Source organism: Synechococcus sp. J7-Johnson, assembly GCF_024345795.1.
Taxonomy (GTDB): domain Bacteria; phylum Cyanobacteriota; class Cyanobacteriia; order PCC-6307; family Cyanobiaceae; genus Regnicoccus_A.
The window spans coordinates 108,283-129,863 of sequence record NZ_JAGQBU010000003.1; the positions used below are offsets into that span (position 1 = coordinate 108,283).

Annotated in this window: 16 protein-coding genes; 11 read left to right on the forward strand and 5 right to left on the reverse strand. The window is 68.5% G+C overall.

The window, feature by feature from the left end:
• The first annotated feature begins 59 nt into the window (after positions 1-59).
• The 5 genes from thrS (at position 60) to KBY93_RS02895 (ending at position 7,722) form a co-directional block, all read left to right on the forward strand.
• Positions 60-1,841 carry a threonine--tRNA ligase gene (thrS, locus tag KBY93_RS02875; protein WP_255092782.1) on the forward strand — a complete coding sequence of 594 codons (1,782 nt, stop codon included), beginning with the start codon at positions 60-62 and terminating at the stop codon, positions 1,839-1,841.
• A complete protein-coding gene (locus tag KBY93_RS02880; RefSeq protein WP_255092731.1) occupies positions 1,838-2,869 on the forward strand; it encodes a glucokinase in 1,032 nt (343 codons plus the stop codon). Before thrS ends, KBY93_RS02880 begins: the two co-directional genes overlap by 4 nt.
• Positions 2,870-2,914: 45 nt before the next feature.
• On the forward strand, positions 2,915-3,865 hold the full coding sequence (gene thrB, locus KBY93_RS02885) for a homoserine kinase (RefSeq protein WP_255092732.1): 951 nt from the start codon (positions 2,915-2,917) through the stop codon (positions 3,863-3,865).
• A gap of 91 nt (positions 3,866-3,956) precedes the next feature.
• A complete protein-coding gene (locus KBY93_RS02890; RefSeq protein ID WP_255092733.1) occupies positions 3,957-5,531 on the forward strand; it encodes an NAD(P)H-quinone oxidoreductase subunit 4 in 1,575 nt (524 codons plus the stop codon).
• Positions 5,532-5,586: 55 nt separating this feature from the next.
• Positions 5,587-7,722 (forward strand): M3 family metallopeptidase, encoded by a 2,136-nt coding sequence (locus tag KBY93_RS02895; RefSeq protein ID WP_255092734.1) that lies wholly within the window; start codon positions 5,587-5,589, stop codon positions 7,720-7,722.
• Positions 7,723-7,741: 19 nt separating this feature from the next.
• On the opposite strand, the gene KBY93_RS02900 is transcribed toward KBY93_RS02895, so the two are convergent.
• From KBY93_RS02900 to KBY93_RS02920, 5 genes are read right to left on the reverse strand one after another with little or no spacing between them, the layout of a single operon-like run.
• Positions 7,742-8,335: an alpha/beta fold hydrolase gene (locus KBY93_RS02900; protein ID WP_255092735.1), complete on the reverse strand. Its 594-nt coding sequence runs from the start codon at positions 8,333-8,335 to the stop codon at positions 7,742-7,744.
• A gap of 4 nt (positions 8,336-8,339) precedes the next feature.
• Positions 8,340-8,750 carry a dihydroneopterin aldolase gene (locus KBY93_RS02905; RefSeq protein ID WP_255092736.1) on the reverse strand — a complete coding sequence of 137 codons (411 nt, stop codon included), beginning with the start codon at positions 8,748-8,750 and terminating at the stop codon, positions 8,340-8,342.
• A complete protein-coding gene (locus tag KBY93_RS02910) occupies positions 8,747-10,066 on the reverse strand; it encodes a glutamate-5-semialdehyde dehydrogenase (RefSeq protein WP_255092737.1) in 1,320 nt (439 codons plus the stop codon). Before KBY93_RS02910 ends, KBY93_RS02905 begins: the two co-directional genes overlap by 4 nt.
• Before the next feature lie 49 nt (positions 10,067-10,115).
• Positions 10,116-11,000, reverse strand: coding sequence for an ROK family protein (locus tag KBY93_RS02915; protein WP_255092738.1), 885 nt, complete (start codon positions 10,998-11,000; stop codon positions 10,116-10,118).
• A gap of 16 nt (positions 11,001-11,016) precedes the next feature.
• Positions 11,017-15,561 carry a translocation/assembly module TamB domain-containing protein gene (locus KBY93_RS02920; RefSeq protein WP_255092739.1) on the reverse strand — a complete coding sequence of 1,515 codons (4,545 nt, stop codon included), beginning with the start codon at positions 15,559-15,561 and terminating at the stop codon, positions 11,017-11,019.
• A 68-nt stretch (positions 15,562-15,629) separates the two neighbouring features.
• Here KBY93_RS02920 and KBY93_RS02925 point away from each other — a divergent pair, with 68 nt between their 5' ends.
• The 6 genes from KBY93_RS02925 to glgB all read left to right on the forward strand — a co-directional run bounded on the left by KBY93_RS02925 (position 15,630) and on the right by glgB (position 21,569).
• Positions 15,630-16,097, forward strand: coding sequence for a Ycf51 family protein (locus tag KBY93_RS02925; protein WP_255092740.1), 468 nt, complete (start codon positions 15,630-15,632; stop codon positions 16,095-16,097).
• On the forward strand, positions 16,097-16,486 hold the full coding sequence (locus KBY93_RS02930) for a DUF4332 domain-containing protein (RefSeq protein WP_255092741.1): 390 nt from the start codon (positions 16,097-16,099) through the stop codon (positions 16,484-16,486). The genes KBY93_RS02925 and KBY93_RS02930 overlap by 1 nt, the downstream gene beginning before the upstream one ends.
• Positions 16,487-16,554: 68 nt before the next feature.
• Complete coding sequence (locus tag KBY93_RS02935; RefSeq protein ID WP_315856379.1) at positions 16,555-16,881, forward strand: hypothetical protein; 327 nt, start codon at positions 16,555-16,557, stop codon at positions 16,879-16,881.
• 36 nt (positions 16,882-16,917) lie between these two features.
• Complete coding sequence (locus KBY93_RS02940; protein ID WP_255092742.1) at positions 16,918-18,462, forward strand: CocE/NonD family hydrolase; 1,545 nt, start codon at positions 16,918-16,920, stop codon at positions 18,460-18,462.
• A gap of 24 nt (positions 18,463-18,486) precedes the next feature.
• Positions 18,487-19,203, forward strand: a complete 717-nt coding sequence (locus KBY93_RS02945; protein WP_255092743.1) for a DUF3887 domain-containing protein — start codon at positions 18,487-18,489, stop codon at positions 19,201-19,203.
• A 56-nt stretch (positions 19,204-19,259) separates the two neighbouring features.
• Complete coding sequence (glgB, locus tag KBY93_RS02950; RefSeq protein ID WP_255092744.1) at positions 19,260-21,569, forward strand: 1,4-alpha-glucan branching protein GlgB; 2,310 nt, start codon at positions 19,260-19,262, stop codon at positions 21,567-21,569.
• Positions 21,570-21,581 lie beyond the last annotated feature (12 nt).

Here is a 21,581-nt window from a genome sequence, read left to right on the forward strand (position 1 = left end):
CCTGGCCCGATTCCGTGTCCCCATCTCCGTCGACACTCCCGGCAGGCGAAGTCACCCGGATGCGCCTGCCGCGCACGAGCGAGAGCCCGGAGCTGCTGAGGATTCGCCATTCCATGAGCCATGTGCTGGCCATGGCGGTGCAGAAGCTCTTCCCCAGTGCCCAGGTCACGATCGGCCCCTGGACCGAGACCGGCTTCTACTACGACTTCGACAATCCCGAGCCCTTCACTGAGGCCGATCTCAAGGCGATCAAGAAGGAGATGGGCAAGATCATTGCCCGCAAGTTGCCGCTGCAGCGCCTTGAGGTGAGCCGCGAGGAAGCGGAGGCGCGCATCGGGTGGCAGAACGAGCCCTACAAACTCGAGATCCTGGCGGGGATCCAGGAGCCCATCACCCTCTACACCCTGGGCGAGGAGTGGTGGGACCTCTGCGCCGGGCCCCACGTGGCCAACACCAGCGAACTCAATCCCAAAGCCTTCGAACTGGAGAGCGTGGCCGGGGCCTACTGGCGCGGCGATGAAAACAGGGCACAGCTGCAGCGCATCTACGGCACCGCCTGGCAGACGCCGGAGCAGCTGGCCGAATACAAGCACCGCAAGCAGGAAGCCCTGCGCCGCGATCACCGCCGCCTCGGCACCGACCTGCAGCTGTTCTCGATCGAAGATGAGGCCGGCGCTGGTCTGGTGTTCTGGCATCCCCGCGGCGCCCGCATGCGCCTGCTGATTGAGGATTACTGGCGCCAGGCACACTTCGCGGCTGGCTACGACCTGCTCTACACCCCACACGTGGCCGACCTGAGCCTGTGGAAAACCTCAGGCCACCTCGACTTCTACAGCGAGAGCATGTTCGGGCCGATGGCAGTGGATGAGCGTCAGTATCAGCTCAAGCCGATGAACTGCCCGTTCCACGTGCTCACCTATGCCAGCACCCTGCGCTCCTACCGCGAGCTGCCGATCCGCTGGGCCGAGCTGGGCACGGTGTACCGCTATGAGCGCCCGGGCGTGATGCACGGGCTGATGCGCGTGCGCGGTTTCACCCAGGACGACGCCCACATCTTCTGCCTGCCCGAGCAGATCGGCGATGAGATTCTAGGAGTGCTCAACCTCACTGAAACGATCCTCTCCAGCTTCGACTTTTACACCTATGAGGTGAATCTCTCCACCCGTCCGCCGAAATCGATCGGTGAAGATGCCGTCTGGGATCTGGCCACTGCCGGCCTGATCGAGGCTCTCGAGCGCAAGGGCTGGCCATACAAGTTGGATGAGGGGGGCGGGGCGTTCTACGGCCCCAAGATCGACATCAAGATCGAGGATGCCATCGGCAGGATGTGGCAGTGCTCCACGATCCAGCTCGATTTCAACCTGCCCGAGCGCTTCGATCTCCAATATGTAGCGGCCGATGGCAGCCGCCAGCGGCCGATCATGATTCACCGGGCCATCTTCGGCTCGCTGGAGCGGTTCTTCGGGATCATGGTGGAGAACTACGCCGGCGATTTCCCCTTCTGGCTTGCCCCCGAGCAGGTGCGCTTGCTGCCGGTCACCGATGAGGTGATTCCCTATGCCGAAGAGGTGCAGGCCCAGCTCCGCTCCGCGGGGGTGCGTGCCGTTGTCGATCGCAGCGGCGAACGCCTCGGCAAGTTGATTCGCCAGGGGGAGCAGCAGAAGATTCCCGTGCTGGCTGTGATCGGCGCCAAGGAGGCGGAGCAGGGCAGCGTCAGCCTCCGCTCCCGCCGCGACGGTGACCTCGGCAGCGTGGCGGTCGCAACCCTGGTGGCTGCGGCCCGATCCGCCGGCGAGACCCGTGCGGCTGGCCTTGGCCTGGAGCCGGCGACGGCATCTTGACCACCCTGCTGGCTGGCGACATCGGTGGCACCAAGACCCTGCTGGCCACCTACCGGCTGGAGACGGGAGAGCTGGTTCAGCTCCGCTGTGAGCGCTTCGTCTCCGCCGCCTGGGACGACTTCCCGGCCCTGGTACGCCAGTTCTTAGCCGGCGGCGCAGCCGGATCCGAGGCCCCCAGTCATGGCTGTCTGGCGATTGCCGGGCCGGTGCAGGACGGCCTGGTGCGGCTGACCAACCTGCCCTGGGAGCTGGACGAGCTGGAGCTGACGGCTGAGTGCGGGCTCAGGCGCCTGGAGCTGGTCAACGACTTCGCCGTGTTGATTTACGGGCTGCCACACCTGGGGGAGCAGCAGCAGGCGGTGGTGCGAGAAGGAGTGGCCCAGCCGGGGCCCCTGGCGATCCTCGGGGCGGGCACGGGCCTTGGCGTGGCCATCGGGGTGCCTGGAGCCCAGGGCCTGATCGCGCTGGCCAGTGAGGCTGCACATGCTGAGTTCGCGCCGCGGCTGGAGCGGGAGTGGCGGCTGAAGCAGTGGCTGCAGCACGATCTGTCTCTGGAGCGGGTCTCGATCGAGCGGATCGTCAGTGGCACCGGCCTGGGCCATGTCTTCCGCTGGTTCCTGCACGAGGCCGGGTCCGGCGCTCCCCATGGGCTGGCGGAGGCGGCAGGGGCCTGGGCCCTGGCGGAGCTCCACGGCGAGGCGGAGCGCCCCGATCTGCCGGCACTGGTGGCCGCCGCTGCCGCCAGCGACGATCCAACCGCCGCTGCGGCTCTCGATCTCTGGCTGGGTGCCTACGGCTGCGTGGCGGGGGATCTGGCCCTGCAGAGCCTGTGCCGCGGTGGGCTCTGGCTGGGGGGTGGCACCGCCGCCAAGCTGCTGCCCCAGCTGCGCTCCCAGGCCTTTCTCGGCCCCTTGGCGGCCAAGGGGCGGCTGACGCCGGTGCTGCAGCAGATCCCGCTGCGGGCCCTGATCGATCCAGAGGCTGGCCTGTTCAGTGCCGCTTGCAGGGCGCGGATGCTGCTGGACTGAGGCTGGTCGGGCGGATGGGACACTGACCCGAGCAGAAAGGTTGTGATGGTGAGGCCCCGCATCGGGCAGGGTGTGCAGGTGGATGTGCCGGCGACCACCGCCAACCTTGGTCCAGGGTTCGATTGCCTCGGGGCGGCCCTGGAGCTGAACAACCGCTTTGAGCTGCGCTGCATCGAGGGGGATGGTGAACGCTTCGATCTGCTGATCGAAGGCACCGAGGGGGCTCACCTGCGCGGTGGACCGGACAACCTCGTCTACCGCTCGGCCCAGCGGGTGTGGAAGGAGGCAGGCCAGCAGCCGGTGGCGCTCGAGGCCCGGGTGCGGCTGGCGGTTCCACCGGCCCGGGGGCTGGGCAGCAGCGCCACGGCGATCGTGGCCGGCCTGATCGGCGCCAACGCTTTGGTGGGGGAACCCCTGAGCAAGGAGAAGCTGCTGGAGCTGGCCATCGACATCGAGGGGCATCCCGACAATGTCGTTCCTTCGCTGCTGGGTGGTCTCTGCATGACCGCACGAGCGGCCTCGCACCGTTGGCGGGTGGTGCGCTGTGAATGGCAGGAGAGTGTCAAGGCGGTGGTGGTGATTCCGGCCATCCGGCTCTCCACCAGCGAGGCGAGGCGGGTGATGCCCAAGCTGATTCCGATTGCCGACGCCGTGGTCAACCTGGGCTCGCTCACCCTGCTGCTGCAGGGGCTGCGCACCGGCAATGGCGATCTGATCGCCGACGGCATGCACGACCGGTTACATGAGCCCTACCGCTGGGGTTTGATCCAGGGGGGACGCCAGGTGCGCCAGGCGGCGCTCGACGCCGGAGCCTGGGGCTGCGTGATCAGTGGCGCCGGGCCGAGCCTGCTGGCTCTGGCCAGCGCCGACCATGCCCCTGCCGTGAGCCGGGCGATGGTGTCGGCCTGGGAGCGGGAGGGGGTCGCCTCCCGGGCCGAAGTACTGCGGGTGCAGCTGAGCGGCAGCCGCTGGAACGACCTCCCAGACCGCCCCTGAGCAGGTGCTAGTGAGTACAACTACCTAACTGATACATTCAGTGCCCGAAAGCCGGTTCATCCGGCTACAACCGACCCTTCCGCAATCTCGAATGGACGCCACTCTGCCCCTCACAGTTGCGTCCGACTTGCCTGCTTCCTTTCCCTGGCTCAGCCTGATAGCTCTGTTGCCGGCGGCAGGCGCCCTGCTGATGCCGCTGCTCCCCGGCGACGGCACCGATCCCCGCGCGCCCCGCACCATCGCCCTGGTGGTGCTGCTGGCCGATCTGCTGCTGATGATGTGGGTGTTCAGCCAGCGTTTTGACGGTGGACTGAGCGGCCTGCAGCTGGTGGAGCGGGTGCCATGGGTCCCCCTGCTCGGTCTGGAGTGGTCGCTCGGAGCTGATGGCCTCTCGGCGCCCCTGGTGGTGCTCAGCGGATTGGTCACCCTGCTGGCGGTGGCGGCCAGCTGGAACGTGAACCGCAAGACCCAGCTCTATTTCGGCCTGCTGCTGCTGCAGGCCTCGGCCCAGTCGCTGGTGTTTCTGTCCCAGGACTTTCTGCTTTTCTTCCTGGCCTGGGAACTGGAGCTGGTGCCTGTCTACCTGCTGATCGCGATCTGGGGCGGAACCCAGCGCCAGTACGCAGCCACCAAATTCATTCTCTACACCGCCACCGCCTCGCTGTTGATCCTGATCAGCGGGCTGGCCCTGGCCCTGGGCGGCGATGGCTTCACCCTCAACCTGCAGGAACTCAGCCAGCGCTCCTATGGCGGCAGTTTCGGACTGCTCTGTTATCTGGGCTTCCTGATCGGCTTCGGGGTGAAGTTGCCGATGTTCCCCCTCCACACCTGGCTGCCCGATGCCCATGGTGAGGCCAATGCCCCGGTGTCGATGTTGCTGGCGGGGGTGCTGCTGAAGATGGGTGGCTATGCCCTGTTGCGCTTCAACGTGCAGATGCTGCCCGACGCCCATGTCCAGCTGGCGCCGGCCCTGGTGGTCCTGGGCATCGTCAACATCATCTATGGGGCACTGAATGCCTTTGCCCAGGACAACGTCAAACGAAGGATCGCCTGCAGCTCGGTGAGTCACATGGGCTTCGTGTTGCTCGGCATCGGTGCCATTGACAGCCTCGGCATGAGCGGAGCGATGCTGCAGATGATCAGCCACGGACTGATCGCCGCCTCGATGTTCTTCGTTACGGGGGTGTTCTACGAGCGCACCAAGACCCTCTCGATCCCGAACATGGGGGGGCTCGCGAAGGTGCTGCCGATCACCTTCGCCTTCTTCCTGGCCAGTTCGCTCGCCTCCCTGGCTCTGCCTGGCATGAGCGGCTTCATCAGTGAGATCACCGTCTTCCTGGGAATCACCGCCAACGATGGCTTCACCGTGCCCTTCAGGGTGGTCACGATCGTGCTGGCGGCCATCGGCCTGGTGCTCACCCCCGTCTACCTGCTCTCGCTCTGCCGGAGGGTGTTCTTCGGACCCAGGATTCCGGCGCTGGCTGTGGTGGGCGACATGAAGCCCAGGGAGCTGGTGATCGGCCTCTGCCTGCTGGTGCCCACCCTGGCGATCGGCTTCTGGCCCCGCCTGGCGATCGATTTTTACGGGGCCACCACCAACGCCCTGGCGGAAGGGCTCAGCAGCCCCAGCGCGATTGCGATCGGGCGGATTTCCGCTCTCGGTTGAACCGCCGTAGTGGCGCTGATCAGCTGGAATGAGCCCATTGACGCGGTTCACGTCCATGAGCGCCTCCCTGCTTGCGCCCCCGCTGCTTCGCGGCGAAGGCCTTCCCGACTTCTCGGCCATCACTGCCGAGCAGGTGAGCCAGCAGATCCCTGGCCTGCTCGACGAGCTCAACGCCGGCCTGAGCGAGCTGGAGCAGCGCCTGGAGCTGGCCCTGGCCTCGGCTGAACCCCTTGGCTGGGCTGAGGTGATGGATCCGCTGCAGCGGCTGGGGGAGCGCCTGCGCTGGAGCTGGGGTGTTGTCACCCATCTCAATGGCGTCTGCAACAGCCCCGAGCTGCGGGAGGCGCACCAGAGTCAGCAAGTGGCCGTGGTGGCCTTCGGCAACCGCGCCGGTCAGAGCCGCACTGTGTACCGGGCCCTGGAGCAGCTCCAGGAGCAGCACAGGGCTGGCCGCCTGCCCCTCGATGCAACCCAGGAGAGGATCCTCGCGGCCGAACTGCTTGAGATGCAGCTGCGGGGCGTGGCCCTGGAGGGGGAGGCCCAGGCGGCCTTCAATGCCGCCAGTGAGCAGCTCGCCCAGCTCGCCACCCGTTTCGGCAACCACGTGCTTGATGCCACCAACGGCTGGACCCTGGCCCTGAGCACGTCGGACGAGGTGGAGGGACTGCCTGAAAGCCTGCGCCAACTGCTGGCCCAGGCGGCACGGGAGGCGGGGCTGAACGGGCCCGATGGCAGCCAGGCCAGCGCCGAGGCCGGTCCCTGGCTGGTGGGGCTGGACATGCCCCGGGCCATGCCCTTTCTCAAATACAGCCGCTGCCGCGACCTGCGCGAGCAGCTGTACAAGGCCCAGGTGAGCCGTGCCTCATCCGGTGATCTCGACAACCGCCCCTTGATCGAGCGCATCCTCACCCTCAAGCGCGAGCAGGCCGTGCGGCTGGGTTACGCCAACTGGGCCGAGGTGAGCCTGGCTTCGAAGATGGCCGAGTCTGTGGACGCGGTGGAACGCCTGCTGGAGGATCTGCGCGCGGCCTCCTACCCGGCTGCTGAACGGGAGCTGCAGGCACTGGCCGCCTGCGCCGAGCGTCAGGGCGCCCCTGAAGCCAGCGAGCTCAAACCATGGGACGTGAGCTTCTGGGCCGAGGTGCTGCGCCGCGAGAGCTTCGATCTGCACGGGGAGGCCCTGCGCCCCTGGTTCCCCCTGCCGCGGGTGCTCGATGGCCTGTTCGCCCTCTGCGGCCGCCTATTCGGCATCCGCATCGAAGCTGCCGATGGCGAGGCACCGATCTGGCAAGCCGATGTGCATTTCTTTCGGGTCTTCGATGCCGGCAGCGGTAAGCCCATCGCCGGGTTCTATCTCGATCCCTACAGCCGCCCCGGCAGCAAGCGCGGTGGAGCCTGGATGGACGATTGCCTCGGTCGCTCCATTGATGCCGCCGGAAATCCGGTGCTGCCGGTGGCCTACCTGATCTGCAACCAGAGCCCGCCGGTGGGGGACACCCCCAGCCTGATGACCTTCGAGGAGGTGGAGACCCTCTTCCATGAATTCGGTCATGGGCTCCAGCACATGCTCACCACCGTGGAGCGGCCCCAGGCGGCGGGCATCAACCATGTGGAGTGGGACGCGGTGGAACTGCCCAGCCAGTTCATGGAGAACTGGTGCTACGACCGGTCCACGCTGCTTGGCATGGCCCGGCACTTGCAGTCCGGTGAGCCCCTGCCCGAGGCGGAGTTCGCCAAGCTGCTGGCGGCGCGCACCTTCATGGGCGGCAGCGCCACCCTGCGCCAGGTGCATTTCGCCCTGGTGGATCTGCGCCTGCACAGCGCCTGGACTCCCGGTTCAGGCCAGAGCCCCGAGGATCTGCGCCGGCAGATCGCCCGCACCACCACGGTGCTGCCCCCCATCCCGGAAGACTGCTTCCTCTGCGCCTTCAGCCACATCTTCGCGGGGGGCTACTCCGCCGGCTACTACTCCTACAAGTGGGCCGAGGTGCTCAGTGCCGATGCCTTCAGCGCCTTCGAGGAGGTGGGTCTGGGGAATGAGCCAGCCGTTCAGAGCACGGGCCGCCGTTTCCGCGACACGGTGCTCAGCCTCGGGGGCAGCCGCAGCCCCGCCGAGGTGTTTGAGGCCTTCCGCGGCCGGGCTCCCTCGGCGGAGGCCCTGATCCGCCACTCGGGTCTGGTGGCCGCCTGATCAGTGTCGCTGGAGGTGGTCAGGGGCGCAGCAATTCCCGATGGATCACCTCCAGTGACGCTGGCGCGCTGAGCACGTTCTGGTGCAGCAATACCGGCAGGGTCCTGGCGGGTCCGAATGGCAGTACCCCCTTCCAGGCCGGCACCACCACCTGGTCGGTGGGGGTGTAGAGGCTCAGGCACTCCACCCCGGCCAGGGCGTGGGGATCGTCGTTGAGTCGGCGCAGCAGCGGACTGCCCGGTTTCATGTCGGCGATTCCCCCCAGCAGGAACGCCGGCCAGGGCTGGGCCGTGAGCGTGCCCTGCTGCGGGCTGGCCACGCTGATGAAGCGACGGGTGCGCTTCTCGCCGCTCAGCAGCTGCAACCAGCAACGGGCGATCACCCCGCCCATCGAGAAGCCGAGCAGATCGATCGGTTCCTCGGCTCCGAACCTTGCTTCGATGGCCTTGCCCAGCCGCTCGGCCAGGTCCAGCAGGGGGGTGGCACCGAGCCGGTGACTCAGGTGGGGAACCAGCAGCGGATCGCGGGCTCCCGCCAGTTGCTGCTCAAGGCGCCGGAACAGGCGGGGCGAATCCCAGAGCCCATGCACCAGCACCAGAGGCGGGACGGTCATCGGCTCAGCTTGCCGCGGGCGCATGGCGCCAGCGCTCCACCTGCACCAGGCCGCTGAAGCCGCTCACCGGGGCTGCGCATTTGGTCAGGATCACCCGCTGGGTCACGGGGCCGTAGAGCTGCTCGATCCGCTCCATGATCCGCTCGGCGTAGTGCTCGAGGGTGAGACAGCGGACTAGCCGCGCCTGCTCCTGCAGGGCCTGGATCGCCAGGCCGTAATCAAGGCTGAGGGCCAGATCATCGCTTCGGCCTGCGGGGCCGAGGTCGTGGAAGAGGCTGAAGGCCAGCTCGAACCATTGGCCCAGGTCCCTCTCCTGCTCCAGCACACCCACGTGCGCCCAGAGCCGCAGCCCGTTCACGTGAATCGCCTCACGGCCAGGCAGGGATGGGGGCAGTGGCTTGGCCGGAAGGCTCATCGGGGCAGGCTGCGGTGTGTGAATCGGCTTTTGCCGCTGGCGTAGTCGGCCACGATGTGGCCTTCACCGCGCAGGTGATAGCGGTAGGTGACCAGCCCCTCCAGCCCCACCGGCCCACGCGGTGGCAGGGTCTGGGTGCTGATGCCCACTTCGGCGCCGAAGCCGTAGCGGAAGCCATCGGCGAAGCGGGTGGAACAGTTGAGGAACACCCCGGCGCTGTCGACGGCGGCGAGGAAGCGCCGGGCCGCCTCGGGATCGTTCGTGCAGATGGCGTCGGTGTGGCGGGACCCGTGGCGGGCTATGTGCTCCAGGGCCTCATCGAGGCTGTTCACCACTTTCACCGCCAGGATCCGATCGGAGAATTCCCGGCCCCAGTCGTCGTCGCTGGCGGCGATGGCAACTCCCAGCCCACAGGCCAAGGGGCAGCCCCGCAGTTCCACCGCCGCCGCCGCGAAGGCGGCGATGGCCAGCGGCAGGAAGACGGCAGCCGCATCGCGATGCACCAGCAGGGTTTCGATCGCGTTGCAGGCGGCCGGGTACTGGGTCTTGCTGTCGATGGCCAGGCGGAGGGCCTGGTAAAGGTCCGCGGCGCGGTCGACCAGCAGGTGGCAGACCCCATCGGCATGGCCGAGCACGGGAATGCGGGTGTGGTCCTGGATGAAGCGCACCAGCTCGTTCGAGCCCCTGGGGATGATCAGATCCACCAGGCCATCGAGTTTGAGCAGTCCCAGGCTCTCCTGGCGGGTGGTGAGCAGGGCGAGGGCCGCCGGATCCACCGCGCTTGCCGCCAGGCCTTTCTGCAGGGCCGTGAAGATCGCCGCGCAGCTGCGGCTGGCCTCGCGCCCTCCCTTGAGCAGGGCACCGTTACCGGAGCGGATCGCCAGGGCCGCTATCTGGATCAGGGCATCGGGGCGCGCCTCGAAGATCACCCCCACCACCCCCAGGGGCACCGTGATCCGCTCGAGCACCAGGCCCTGATCCAGTTCGGTGTGGAGCTGGCGGCGGCCGACCGGATCGGGCAGGTCCACCAGCTGGCGGACTCCGTCGATGGCGCCTGACAGCTTCGCCGCGTCGAGCCTGAGGCGCGCCACCAGGGCCGGTGCCAGCTGCTCGGCCGCCGCTGCTTCCAGGTCGGCAGCGTTGGCGGCCACGATCGTGCCGGTGGCCTGCTCCAGCGCCTGGGCCATGGCGCTCAGGGCCTGGCGCCGCTGATCATCCGAGGCCTGGCCAAGTGCCATGGCGGCACGGCGAACGGCTCCGGCCCGGCTGAGCAGCTCGGGACTGGGATCGGGGACGCCGGATGGAGTGGAAGCCATCGACCCATCATTTCAGCCGCACCGGCTGTTCCAGTCGCACCGGCCTGGCTCAGGTCGGCAGAGCATCTATGGCCAGCCGCACGGCCCCCAGCCGGCCGGCGCCGTTGCCGAGGGCGCAGCGGCGAATCTCCAGGTCCCGGCGGCTCTCCGGCAGCACCCGCTCCTCCACCTCCCGCCACACCGCCGGCAGGAAGTGGTCGCTGGCGGCACTGAGGCCGCCGCCGATCAACACCAGCTCCGGAGTGAGCACATAGAGCAGCGAACTCAGGCCGATCCCCAGCCAGCGGCCGTAGCAATCCCACACCGCCTGGGCCTCGCCATCCCCGGCATCGGCGCGGCGGCAGAGCTCGGCGGGATCCAGCGGGCTCAGCCGCCCCAGCCCCGTGATGCTGCAGAACTGCTCGAGTGAGCCGCGGTTGCCGCTGCGGCAGGGCGGACCGTCCGGATCGACGCCGATCAGACCGGGCTCGATCGCCGCTCCGTCGCGGCCGGTGAACAGCTGGCCTTCCAGCAGGGCCGCGCCGCCCACGCCCGTGCCCAGGGTGAGCAGCAGCACGTCGCTCCGGCCGCGGGCAGCGCCCAGCCAGGCCTCCCCCAGCAGGGCGCAGTTGGCGTCGTTGGCCAGGACGACCCGCCGGCCCAGCTGGGGCTCCAGCCAGTCGGCCAGGGGAACGTTGTGCCAGCCGGGCAGGTTGATCGAGACCCGTGCCACCCGGCCGCTGCGGTCCATCGGTCCAGGGAGGCCGATCCCCACCCGATCGGCCAGGCCCGCCGGGTCCACGGCCGTGATCGCCTCCACCAGTGCCGTGCAGACCGCACCGGGCAGGGCTGGCCGGGGGGTGGGGCATTCCAGTTCGGCCAGGCAGGCGCCGCTGGCATCGAAGCGGCCGAGCTTGATGGCGGTGCCCCCCAGATCCACGCCGATCAGTTCCATCCTTGAGTGGGCTCCTTCAGAAGCGGAAGAACAACTGCAGCTGGCCCTGCCAGCGCCCTTCGGTGTCGAAGGATCCCTGCAGGCCCAGGGTGTCACTGGCCTGGTAGCGCAGGGTGAGCTGGGGGGGGATGTCGGTGCGGTTCGGGGCCGCCAGCACGGAGAAGTTGAAGCGTTCGGTGATGTCGAGGCCCAGCTCCGAGCCCAGCACCAGCTGGGCCGGCGCGCGCCGCGACTCCCCCCGGGAACCCGAGGCGTTACTGCCCACCTCGTTCACGGAAGGGGAGAAGAAGGTGGGGAACAGGGAGAAGCTCACCCGCTGGCCGAAGGCGTTGCTCAGGGTTCCCACCAGGGGGGAGAGCAGCGACTGGCCAAAGACCGTGGCCAGGGCCGCCGTGGCATTGCCGCCGCTCAGTCCGGCCAGGGAATTGCCGCCGATCAGGGCCACCAGCCGCTCCTCCGGCAGGGGAGGGGAGCTGCGGATCGTGAGCGTTTCGGCGATCCGGTCGGCCGGGCCGCTGACGGTCACCACCACCCTGACCAGGTTGAGCTGATCGAGCGGGGTGTAACCGCCACGCAGGTCGAAGTCGTTGACGGCTTCGCGGCCCTGGCCCACGTTGAGCGTGTTCGATACCCGGGTGCGCAAGGCGATGTCCACGTAGGGGATCAGGCCGAGGCTCGGGGTGAACACCGCCACGTTGGGGGCGTCGGGATCGAGGGTGAAGTTGGTGGTGAACAGGCTCAGACGACCACCGAGCAGCCGCACCACGCCGCTGGCGCTGAGGCTGGGGTCGATGCGGCCGTTGAGGGTGAGGGTGCCGCCCGTCTTGAAGCTGGCCACCGGCGGCACCACCACCTCCAGATCGGGGCCGAGCTTGAGGCGCAGGTTGCTCAGGCGCAGCAGGGGGACCCGGGGGATCGAATCGCGCAGGTCAAGGGCGGTTTTGCTCTCCACCTCCGGCCCCAGCAGCACCAGGGGCTTCTCGAAGTTCCACGACTCCTCCACCAGCCGCCGGGCCTGCTTCGGCTGGAGGACGCCGCTCTCATCCTCCTGGGCCAGGGTGCCGGGCTGGCCGTTGATCGTGCCTTTGCTCAGGCTCAGCTCGCCGCTGAGCAGCGGCCGCAGCAGGCTGCCGCGCAGGGCCAGGCTGCCATTGGTGAGGGCGTTGAGGCGGGGCGCCTTGATCCGCGCATCTTTCACGGTGAGGTTGAGGGGTTGGGGCTGGGGTATGTCACGGAACAGGCCGAGACCACCGCTGCCATCGAGCTCCCCCTGGCTGCCTATGCGGGCCTTGAATTCCTGCACCAGCAGCTCCTCGAAATCGAAAAGCACCGTGGCCTGGAGCTGGCTGATCTCCTGACCGGCCACCACCAGTTCGCCGTCGCGGAAGCGCAGGAAGCCATTGGCCAGGGGCTTGAGCAGGCTGCCCCGCATCAGCAGCTCCAGATCGGCGCTGCCTTTGCGCCAGTCCAGCCCACGCCCCACCAGGGTGCTGATGAAGCGCAGGCCGTCGCCGCGGCTGGAGAGCCTCAGCTTCATCCCCTCCTGAGCGGGATCGAGGGGGACGCTGCCGCTGAGGGCGACGCGGCTGTCGGCCCCTTCGCTGCTGAGGGAGGCCGACAGAGCCAGGGCATCCCCATCCAGGCTCACTGTGGCGTCCTCAAGCCGCAGCGGAATCCCGTTCAGGCTGGCGTCGATCAGGCTCAGGCTGGTGCGGAAGGCGCTCTTGCGCAGAGCCGATCCCAACTGGTAGGAGCCCTCCAGATTCAGCCCCCCCCGCAGGCTGCTGGGCACCGGCGTGGCCAGGGCCAGCAGGGCAAGAGGAAGGTTCTCGAGGCTGAAGCTCCCTTTCCCGCCCCGGATCGGTCCTTCCAGCCGCACCTGGAACGGATCGAGCCGCAGCGCTTCGTCGCGGTCATCGGCCCGCAGCCAGAGGTGGCCCTTGGCGCCCAGATCCAGGTTTAGGCGCTCCAGATCGGGCCCGGCCAGGCTGATGTCGAGATCCACCAGACCGCGCAGGTCCTCGAGCCGTGTCCGTGATCCGGCGGTCGTCGGACCCCGGAATTCAGCCAGCCGTGCCTGGGCCGCGCGGAGAGCCTGGAGCTGGCCATCGATCGTGCCGCCGAGGGTGTCGATCACGAGGGTGCCCAGGTCGCTGGCCCTGCCCCTGGCCAGGGGGCTGCCGCCCCTCCAGATCGTCAGTGCCTGGGCCAGCTCCTGGAAGAGTTGCAGCGGCAGTCCTCGCCCCTCGAGGCGGCTGCGCAGGCGGCCCTTCCGCTCGCCATCGGCGCTGAGGGCCACCGTTCCACCGGCCAGGGGCGTGAGCTCTCCCTTGAAGCGGAACTGGCCTGCCGTATAGCGGCCTGAGGCGGTGAGACGCTGCCCGCGCACCCCCAGCAGCAGCGGACGCTCCACGGCCACGCTGCCCTCCATCGCCAGGGGCTGCAGATCGAGAATTCCCTTGCCGCTGAGCAGTCCGTCGAGGGCCCTGGGCCTGGAGGAACCACCAATGGCGAGCTGCAGGCCCACGAGGGGAAAGCGGCTCGCCTGCCAGCGGTAGCGGCGCGCATCGCCGTTGAAGCTCAGAACCCCTTGCTGGCGGCGCAGCTCCACCTGGCTGGGCAGCCAGGACCGGTTCAGCCTGGCCTTGAGGCTGCCCTGCTGGGCAGGGGTCAATGCCGTCATGGCCAGATCGCCGCCACCGCCGCTGCGGGCAGTGAGCCGCCCTTCCCAGGTTTCCAGCAGTTGCAGGGGGCCGCCACCGGGCTGCCGCACCGACAGCCAGAAGTCGGGGCGCAGGGCTGCCAGGGGGCCACTGAGGCGGCCCCTGGCGCTGAGATCTCCCTGGAGCGTGCTGCCCAGCAGGGGGCCGAGCCGGGCCAGGGCGTAGGGCCTGAGCTGCAGGTTCAGGCCCAGATCGCCTGCCACCAGGCCCCGCCGGCGCTGCCAGCGCAGCGGAAGGCTGCCATCGGCGCTGAGCTCCGGACTCTCGAAGCGGACCAGCCGCAGCTGGTCATCGGACCAGGCCAGATCGGCGCTGGCGGTGCCCAGCAGCAGGGTGTCCTGCAGGCGCAGACCGGAGGGGGCCGTCAGCCGCGCCTGCAGGCGGCCGAGGGGACCAGCCCGGCTCTCGCTCGGCCACGCACTGGCCTGGACGTTCAGCAGGGTGCTCCCCTGCCTCTGAAAGCTGGCGCTCAGGGTCGGCTGCCGCAGGGTTCCAGCCAGGAGCAGGCCGCCTTCCAGCCAGGAACTGCTACCCAGCAGGGCCTGGGCCGCGGCTCCGGCCGGCTGCCAGAGGGAGGGATGGAGCCGCAGCCGCTCGCTGCGCACATTGAGCTGGGGCCAGATCTGACCCCTGGCCGTGATCTCGGAGCGGCCGGAGCGCAGGCGCAGGCTGTCGAGCCGCAACTGGAGGTGGCTGCGCCAGTCGGAGCGGATCAGGGCGTTGAGCTTGAGCGGTTGGGGGCTGGTGGGGGTGCCCTTGCCGAGGGGGATGTGGCCATCGAGTGCCAGCAGCGGCTGGCGCCAGGGCCCGCTCACCCCCAGGCCGAGCCGGTCGCCGCGCTGGGGATCGCTGGCGCTGAAGCGCAGATCGAAGCGGCTTCCAGGCACCAGGGAGCCCTTGACCGTGCCGCGCCAGTTCGCCATCCGCCAGGGATCCCCCTCCAGCTGGATCTCCTGCCCGCGGCAACCAACGGCCAGGCGTCTGGCCTGAAGCGGCGCCGGCAACAGCGGATCCCGCAGCTCCAGCTCCCCAATGCGCAGCGAACCCCGGCAGCTGGTGCTGCCACGGCGGCGATCCAGCTCCAGGCGGCCATCGGCGGTTCCCTTCAGCGACTGCTGGCGCGGAGGACTGGCACGGGGAATCAAGGAGACCAGTGGCGCCAGGTCCCAGCGCCGCAGGTCGAGGCCGAGCTTCACCGCGCCACTGCGCCAGTTGGCCGAGCCGCGCGCCAGCGCACGGCCGTTGCCGGCCCTTGCCCTGGCGGTGGCGCGCCAGTCGACGCTGCGGTTGTGGATCCTCACCCCGGCTCTGCCCTGCAGCTTCAGGTCGAGAGCGCTGGAGCCCAGCTGCAGGCGGGCGGGCTGCTCCAGCAGGATCTTGAGAGTGAGTCTTGGCGGGGGCCTGTCTCCAGCCGGCCCGAACACCCATAGCTGCCCCTGGGCATTGGGGATCAGGCTGAGCTGGGTGCCCCTGGGCCGCAGCTCCAGCACCGGCGCCCGCTCCACCAGGCTGGCCAGGGGATCCAGGTTCACCCCAATCCCGTCGAGGCGCAGGTTGGAGCTGTCGGTAGGCCCGCTCAGGACACGGCTGGGGCCGATGCTCAGCCCCCAGGGCCTGAGGCCTTTGTAGGGACCGAGCTGGACGGGGTGGCCCAGCCCCCGTCCGATCAGCACCTGCAGCCTTGGCCGCCAGCTTTCATAAACCCGGCGAGCCAGGTGATCGGACCCCCACCAGGCTCCGGCCAGCCCTGCGCTTCCACCGAGGGCGGCAGCCAGCAGAAGTCGTTGGCGGCGGCTCCGGGACTGGGTTCCCGTTTCAGGCGAAGGCGGGGACCCCATCGGCTCGTCGCTGTCACCGCCTGAGGTCGCCGCAATATAAAGGGGTTTCCGCTCCTGCTCTGGCCGCCATGCCCGTCGATCCGTTGTCGCTCAAAGCCGGGCTCTGGCTGGGGGCCGCCAGCGGCGCGCTGGCGGTGTGGATGGTGCTGGCCTTTGTCATGGGCTGGGGCTTCCGCTTCCGGCTGGTGGGGGTCACCAGCTTCACGGCCCTGCTCTCGCTCTCCTGTCTGGCCTTCGCCATCAGCTACTCGCCACGCACCCAGGTGGAGGGGGCTGTGACCGTGCCGGTGGTGTTCGACAACGGCAGCAACCTGGTGATCGCCGCTGCGACGGCTGATCTTTCCGCTGAGGCCTATGCCCCCACGGTGGAGCAGCTGGCTCTGAACCTGCGCAGCAGCGGCCGCAGCAGTGCCGATGGGCTGGTGCATGTGCGCCTGCGGCGGGTCGAGTCAGCCAGCGCCGGCGTCAGTCGGCCGGTGGTGCTGGCGGAGGCCACCCGCAGCCTCGATGACGGCGCGGTGAAGGTGCTGCGTTGATGCTGGTTCTTCCCTCCCACTTCCGCGCTGAGCAGAGCCAGCTGAGCCTGGCCGGTCTTAAAGACTGGCCGTCGCTGGCAGCCCAGAGCGATCTGGCCCTGCGGCGCCTGGCCCGCTGCGGCGCTTCGGAGCAGCGACTGATCAAGCTGCGGGGCCAGGCACGCCTGATCAGTGAGCTGGGTCTGGCGCCTGAGCATGCCGCTCTGCTCCTCTATGCGGGCATCGCCAGTTCGGCCGGGCTGGCCGAGGCATCGCCCCAGCAACTGCTGCGTCAGCTGGGCCGGCTGCAGCGCTCTTTGACCGGATCCGCGCTGCCGGCGCCCGATGCCACCCAGGTGCGCGCCTGGATCGCCGCGGCACGGCGGGCCACCGGTCGCCCACCAAACTGACCAGGACTGCTCCAACCGGTCTCACGGAGACCGTCAAATGGATGGATCACCCCTGCGGTGGACGGTCCTTGCCTGTTCTCTCCCTTTTTTCTCAACCACGTAAACGGCTGCCGGTCCTCAGTCAGCTCGCCCTGGTTGCTCTGGCCGCGCTGATCGGAGCCGGGCTGCCGCTCACCCCCCTCCAGGCGGCCTCACCGCTGCTGGAGTCGGTCAAGCAGAACCCGCAGCAGGCCAAACGGATCTGCGCCGACCTGCGCCAGCTCAACAGCCGCGGCGTCAGTTCAAATTCGCCGGAAGCGGTTGCCATGGTGGCCCAGAGCCAGGGGCTGAGCTCAACCGACGCCGAAATTCTCACCACCTATGTGGTCGGGCTTCACTGCCCTGACGTGCGCTGAGTCGCTGCGCTGGAAACCGAGCTTCTCGAGGAGTGGATGCCCTGCCCCGACGGGGTACGGCTGGCCACCAGGGTCTGGAAACCGACGCGGCCCGGACGCTGGCCGCTGCTGCTGATGCGCCAGCCCTACGGGCGGGCCATCGCGTCCACCGTCACCTATGCCCATCCGCGCTGGTACGCCAGCCAGGGCTATGCGGTGGCCGTGCAGGACGTGCGCGGCCGGGGAGATTCCACAGGCGAGTTCAGGGGCTTTGCCCAGGAGGCGGCCGATGGCGCGGTGGCCCTGGCCTGGGTGCGCAGCCTCGCCTACGTCAACGGCCGGGTTGGTACCTACGGCTTTTCCTATCAGGGACTCACACAGTTGCTGCTGAGCCCCGGCAGCCCCCTGCCCGATGCCCTGGCTCCGGCGATGGCGGGCCTGGATGAGCAGCTGCACTGGGCCAGCGAAGGGGGCGCCCACTGGTGGGCCTTGGGCCTGGGCTGGGCGCTGCAGCTGGCGGCTGAAACGGTGCGCCGCGCCGGGGATGAGAACGCCTGGCGTCGCCTGCGCCTGAGCCTGGAGGGGGGCACGTTCCTGCGGGATGGCCTGGCGTTGCTGGAGCAGCACGATCCAGGCGGGATGGGGTTGGGCTGGTTGCGGCTGGATCCCGCCAGCCCCGCTGGCTGGAGGCGCCATCAGCCGCCGGAGGGTCTGTTGCGCAAGCCGATGCTGCTGGTGGGCGGCTGGCACGACCCCCACCTGGGCGGGGTGCTCGATCTGCGGTCCCGCGCCCAGGCCGCCGGCGCCGATCCCTGGCTGCGCATCGGCGCCTGGAGTCATCTGAACTGGGGCGGAGGCCTTGATCGCCTGCAGCTGGCCTTCTTTGACCGGCACCTGCGGGACCGGGATGGCCTGGAGGCCCATCCGCGCGAAGCGGTGGCGGATCTCGGCGCTGGCCCCTGGCGGGGCCTGGCCGCTGGCGGCGCTGAGCCCCGCCAGTGGGCCCTGCGCAGCGAAGGGCTGGCCGCGATCGATGCCGGCGAGGGTCGCCTGCTCGCTGGCATCGAGGGCGGCGGTGTCGTCTGGCTGGTGCATGACCCCTGGCGGCCGGTACCCGGCCGGGGCGGCCATCTGGGCCTAGATGCCGGCCTGGTGGCCCGCACGGATCTCGATGCCCGCGCCGATGTGGCTTGCTTCACCACCACGCCCCTGGCCGAGCCGCTGCTCCTGGCGGGGCGACCGGAGCTGGAGCTGGAACTCAGCGCTGACCAGGACGGTTTCGATCTCTGTGGCGCCCTTTCGGTGATCCGCCAGGGCAGCGTCTGGCAGCTGAGCACCGGGGTGCTCCGGGCGCTTGGCCCCCACTGCCGCCGCCGTCAGCGCTGGCGCCTGAAGCTGCAGCCCCTGGTGGCGAGCCTGGTCCCCGGCGAGCAGCTGCGGCTGTCGCTGGCGGCAGCGGCCTGGCCCCAGGTGTGTGTGAACCCCGGCAGCGGCGAGGCTCCCCTGGGCCCGGTGGGCCCGGGCCACCGGGTGATCACCCTGCAACTGCAGCTGGCTGAGGCCTGGCTGCGCCTGCTGCCGTTTGATTCTCCGGCAGACTGAGCCGAGCCCAACGCCCGCATCTCCGTGAACCTGCGCGTCCCTCTGCTGGCGATGGCCCTGGCCTGCGGACTGCATGGAGGCTGGGCACTGGCCACTTCCGCGCTGCAGCCCGCCCAGGCCAGAGCAGCCGGACAGGTGTTGCTCGATGCCCTCAAGCGCAACGACAGTCAGGCCGTGTTTGAGCTGCTGTCTCCCGACCTGCAGAAGCTGACCACCGTGGAGCGGGTGCGGGAGCGCCTGCAGCAGCAGGGGACCATCCTCGGCAGCCGCATCACCGACGTGTCGACGGGGGTGGATGACAGCACGGTGGAGGCTGAGCTGAGGGGAACCAGCGGCAGCCGGCCCCTGGTGCTGGTGCTAGATGGCCGGGGCCGTCTGCTGGGCTGGGAACTCGATCAGAAGGACACACCGATCAAGCAGATCGCCACCAACTTCATCACGGCCCTCAGCCAGGGCCGGGTCGTGGATGCCCGCAGCCTGCTGATCCGGAGTCTTCAGGACGAGGTCAGCCCCCAGGATCTGCTCAACCGCTGGAAGAATCTCGAGAAACTCACCGGTACATTCCAGCGCCTGCGCTCAACCGTGGTGGCCAGTGAAGGTGGACCCCAGCAGCTGGTGCTCGTCACCACCCAGTTCCAAAGGGTCACCGACAACCTCTTCGTGATCCTTGATCCCGAGGGACACATCATCGGCGTCGATTTCCCTGAAGATCCCGCCCAGCCCGGCACCCCCTTGCCCTGAGCGATGGGGCTCCAGGATCGGCCGGCCTAAGCTCCCGTTCCGCCTGCCGATGCTCGATGCCCTCCACCAGCCTCGAATGGATGGTCCAAGACGGCCAGAGGCTTCAGGACTGCCGGCACGACCATCCGTTCGCCGTGCTGGGACCCCATCCCCATGGCGATGGCTGGGTGGTCAGGGCCTGGATGCCGGAGGCAAGCCAGGTGGACCTGGTGCTCGACGGCCGCGCTCAGCCGATGGCCACGCCCAACCATCCCTGGATCTTTGAAGTCGAGCTGAACGAGGACCCTGGCCGCCGCTACGAATACCGGGTGCAGCGGGGTGGCATCGAGCATCAGCAGCACGACCCCTGGGCCTTCCGTGAGGAGTGGATGGGGGAGCTCGACCGCCATCTCTTCGCCGAGGGCAACCACCATCACATATGGCGCCGTCTCGGCGCCCACCCCTGCGAGCGCGAGGGCATCGCCGGCGTGCAGTTCGCCCTCTGGGCACCCAATGCCCGCAGCGTGGCGCTGCTGGGTGGCTTCAACAGCTGGGATGGCCGCCATCACCCGATGCAGCTGCGCATCGGGGGGATCTGGGAACTGTTCGTGCCCGGGCTGAGCCCCGGAGCCATTTACAAATACGAGGTGCGCTCAGCCGAGGGCCACTGCTATCAGAAGGCTGATCCCTACGGCTTCCAGCACGAGATCCGCCCCCAGACCGGCTCGGTGGTCGCCCAGCTGGGTCAGTACCGCTGGGGCGACCAGGCCTGGCTGGAGCAGCGCGACGGCCGCGATCCCCTCGATCAGCCGATCTCGGTTTATGAGTTACACCTGGGCAGCTGGATGCATGGCCCGGCCGACCAGCCCTACATCGAGGCCGATGGCAGCCCCAGGCCGCCTGTGGCGGCCGCCGATCTCAAGCCCGGCGCGCGCCTGCTCACCTATCCCGAGCTGGCCGACCGGCTGATCCCCTACGTGAAGGAGCGGGGATTCACCCATCTGGAGCTGATGCCTATCGCCGAGCATCCCTTCGATGGCTCCTGGGGTTATCAGGTGACGGGCTTCTACGCCCCCACCAGCCGCTTCGGCCCGCCGGATGAATTCCGTGCCTTCGTGGATCGCTGCCACGCCGAAGGTATCGGCGTGATCCTCGACTGGGTGCCCGGCCATTTCCCCAAGGACAGCCACGGCCTGGCGTTCTTCGATGGTTGCCACCTCTATGAGCATGCCGATCCCCGCATCGGCGAGCACAAGGAGTGGGGCACGCTGATCTTCAACTACAGCCGCAACGAGGTGCGCAACTTCCTTGTGGCCAACCTGGTGTTCTGGTTCGAGGAGTTCCACATCGACGGCATCCGGGTGGATGCGGTGGCCTCGATGCTCTACCGCGACTACCTGCGCCCCGAGGGCGAATGGCTGGTCAACGAGCAGGGCGGTCGCGAAAACCTCGAAGCCGTGCGCTTCCTGCAGCAGGCCAATTCGGTGCTGTTCCATCACTTCCCCGGTGCCCTCTCGATTGCCGAGGAATCCACCACGTGGCCGATGGTCACCAAGCCCACCGACATGGGTGGTCTGGGCTTCAACCTCAAGTGGAACATGGGCTGGATGCACGACATGCTCGATTACTTCGAGCTGGATCCCTGGTTCCGCCAGTTCCACCAGAACAATGTCAGCTTCTCGATCATGTATCACTACACCGAGAACTTCATGCTGGCACTCAGCCACGATGAGGTGGTGCATGGCAAGAGCCATCTGTTGCACAAGATGCCTGGTGACGACTGGCAGAAGTTCGCGAATGTGCGTGCCCTGCTCGCCTACATGTGGACCCACCCGGGCAAGAAGACGATCTTCATGGGTATGGAGTTCGGCCAGCGCTCCGAATGGAACGTCTGGGGCGACCTGCAGTGGGACCTGCTCGAGTTCGAGGCCCATCAGGGACTGCGCAACCTGGTCGACGACCTCAATCGCTTCTACCGCGAGGAGCCGGCCCTGTGGAGGGACGATTTCGACCACTACGGCTTCCAGTGGATCGATTGCAGCGACAGCCGCCATTCGGTGATCAGCTTCATGCGCCGCGAGAGCCGCACCGGCAGCTGTGTGGTGGTGGTGGCCAACTTCACGCCCCAGAGCCACTCCCATTACCGGATTGGTGTGCCGATGGAGGGCTACTACGCCGAAGTCTTCAACACCGACAGCAGCCGCTACGGCGGCAGCAACCTCGGCAACCTTGGGGGCAAGTTCAGCGAGGACTGGGCTGTCCATGGCTACGACCAGTCGCTTGACCTCTGCCTGCCGCCCCTGGGCGTGCTGGTGCTGAAGCTCGACCCGGTTCGCAGCCAGGCCCTCTGTGACGAAGCCGCCGTAACGGGTGGGGCTCTCGGGTAAGTTCGCCCCTGG